Genomic DNA, 2,940 nt, shown 5'->3' with positions numbered 1-2,940 from the left:
TGGTTAAGCTAATAAGTGCGCACGGAGGATGCCTAGGCGCCAGGAGCCGAAGAAGGACGCGACGAACAGCGATATGCTTCGGGGAGCTGTAAGTGAGCTTTGATCCGGAGATTTCCGAATGGGGAAACCCAGCTACCGTAATGGGTAGTTACCCTCGACTGAATACATAGGTCGTTGGAGGCACACCAGGGGAACTGAAACATCTAAGTACCCTGAGGAAAAGAAAACAAAAGTGATTCCGTCAGTAGCGGCGAGCGAACGCGGAGAAGCCCAAACCTAAGGGCTTGCTCTTAGGGGTTGTAGGACGTCTCACATGGAGTAAGAAAAGAGAAGATTAAGCGAAGAGGACTGGAAAGTCCCGTCACAGAAGGTAAAAACCCTGTAGCTGAAAATCTACTCTCTCCGAGACGGATCCTGAGTACCGCGGGACACGAGAAACCCCGTGGGAATCCGGCAGGACCATCTGCCAAGGCTAAATACTTCCTGGCGACCGATAGTGAAGCAGTACCGTGAGGGAAAGGTGAAAAGCACCGCGGGAGCGGAGTGAAAAAGAACCTGAAACCGTGCGCTTACAAAAAGTCAGAGCCCAATCTAGGGGTGATGGCGTGCCTTTTGTAGAATGAACCGGCGAGTTACGTTCACGTGCAAGGTTAAGCTGATGAGGCGGAGCCGAAGGGAAACCGAGTCTGAATAGGGCGCTTAAGTACGTGGTCGTAGACCCGAAACCGTGTGATCTACCCCTGTGCAGGGTGAAGGTGCGGTAACACGCACTGGAGGCCCGAACTCGTGAGCGTTGAAAAGCTCTGGGATGACGTGGGGGTAGGGGAGAAATTCCAATCGAACTCGGAGATAGCTGGTTCTCCCCGAAATAGCTTTAGGGCTAGCCTCGAGGTAAAGCATCATGGAGGTAGAGCACTGATTGGGTGCGGGGCCCGCCAAGGGTTACCAAGTCCAGTCAAACTCCGAATGCCATGCATGTATACTCGGGAGTCAGACAGTGAGTGCTAAGATCCATTGTCAAGAGGGAAAGAGCCCAGATCATCAGCTAAGGTCCCCAAGTGTGTGTTAAGTGGGAAAGGATGTGGAGTTGCGAAGACAACCAGGATGTTGGCTTAGAAGCAGCCACCATTTAAAGAGTGCGTAATAGCTCACTGGTCGAGTGACTCTGCGCCGAAAATGTAACGGGGCTAAACACACCACCGAAGCTATGGCATGTACCTTAGGGTACTTGGGTAGGGGAGCGTTGTATGCGGGTAGAAGTCTGACCGTAAGGACAGGTGGACTGCATAGAAGTGAGAATGCCGGTATGAGTAACGAAAAGACAGGTGAGAATCCTGTCCGCCGAAAGCCTAAGGGTTCCTGGGGTAGGTTCGTCCGCCCAGGGTAAGTCGGGACCTAACGCGAGGCCGAAAGGCGTAGTGGATGGACAACAGGTTGAAATTCCTGTACCACCGTAATCCGTTATGAGCAATGGGGGGACGCAGGAGGAGAACGACGCAGACTGATGGAATAGTCTGTCCAAGCAGTGAGAGGTGTGTGTAGGCAAATCCGCACACTGATACCTCAAGCTGTGATGGGGAGGGAAAATCACAGTACCGAAGGTCATGTACCCACGCTGCCAAGAAAAGCCTCTAGCCAGGAGAAGGTGCCCGTACCGCAAACCGACACAGGTGGGCGAGATGAGAATTCTAAGGCGCGCGGAAGAACTCTCGTTAAGGAACTCGGCAAAATGACCCCGTAACTTCGGGAGAAGGGGTGCCCCGGTAGTGTGAATAGCACGAGGGGGCCGCAGTGAAGAGGCCCAAGCGACTGTTTAGCAAAAACACAGGTCTGTGCGAAGCCGTAAGGCGAAGTATACGGGCTGACGCCTGCCCGGTGCTGGAAGGTTAAGAGGAGTGGTTAGCCGCAAGGCGAAGCTATGAATTGAAGCCCCAGTAAACGGCGGCCGTAACTATAACGGTCCTAAGGTAGCGAAATTCCTTGTCAGGTAAATTCTGACCCGCACGAATGGCGTAACGACTTGGGCGCTGTCTCAACGAGAGATCCGGTGAAATTTTAGTACCTGTGAAGATGCAGGTTACCCGCGACGTGACGGAAAGACCCCATGGAGCTTTACTGTAGCTTGATATTGAACTTTGGTACGGTCTGTACAGGATAGGTGGGAGCCTATGAAGGTGGAGCGCAAGCTTCACCGGAGGCGCCGTTGGGATACCACCCTGATCGTATCGGAGTTCTAACTCACTACCCTTATCGGGTAGGAGGACCGTGTCAGGCGGACAGTTTGACTGGGGCGGTCGCCTCCTAAAGTGTAACGGAGGCGCTCTAAGGTTCCCTCAGCGCGGTTGGAAATCGCGCGCAGAGTGCAAAGGCATAAGGGAGCTTGACTGCGAGACCTACAAGTCGAGCAGGGACGAAAGTCGGACTTAGTGATCCGGTGGTACCGAATGGAAGGGCCATCGCTCAACGGATAAAAGCTACCCTGGGGATAACAGGCTTATCTCCCCCAAGAGTCCACATCGACGGGGAGGTTTGGCACCTCGATGTCGGCTCATCGCATCCTGGGGCTGAAGTAGGTCCCAAGGGTTGGGCTGTTCGCCCATTAAAGCGGTACGCGAGCTGGGTTCAGAACGTCGTGAGACAGTTCGGTCCCTATCTGTCGCGGGCGTAGGAAATTTGAGAGGGGCTGTCCTTAGTACGAGAGGACCGGGATGGACGCACCGCTGGTGTACCAGTTGTTCCGCCAGGAGCATCGCTGGGTAGCCAAGTGCGGAAGGGATAAGCGCTGAAAGCATCTAAGCGCGAAGCCTGCCTCAAGATGAGATTTCCCAATTCGTAAGACCCCTGGAAGAACACCAGGTTGATAGGCTCGGGGTGGAAGCGCGGTAACGTGTGCAGCTGACGAGTACTAATCGGTCGAGGGCTTATCCTAACGAATGGACA

General features: G+C 54.0%; 1 rRNA gene. It reads left to right on the top strand.

The features are described 5' to 3' along the window. Position 1 precedes the first annotated feature (1 nt). A 23S ribosomal RNA gene (locus DFP95_RS28505) occupies positions 2-2,929 on the top strand. The last annotated feature ends 11 nt before the right edge of the window (positions 2,930-2,940 follow it).

It is taken from the genome of Cohnella lupini (assembly GCF_003386205.1).
In the GTDB taxonomy this organism is placed as follows: Bacteria; Bacillota; Bacilli; order Paenibacillales; family Paenibacillaceae; genus Cohnella; species Cohnella lupini.
The sequence above is the reverse complement of the archived record's forward strand: the minus strand, read 5'-3'. Positions and strand labels throughout refer to the sequence as shown.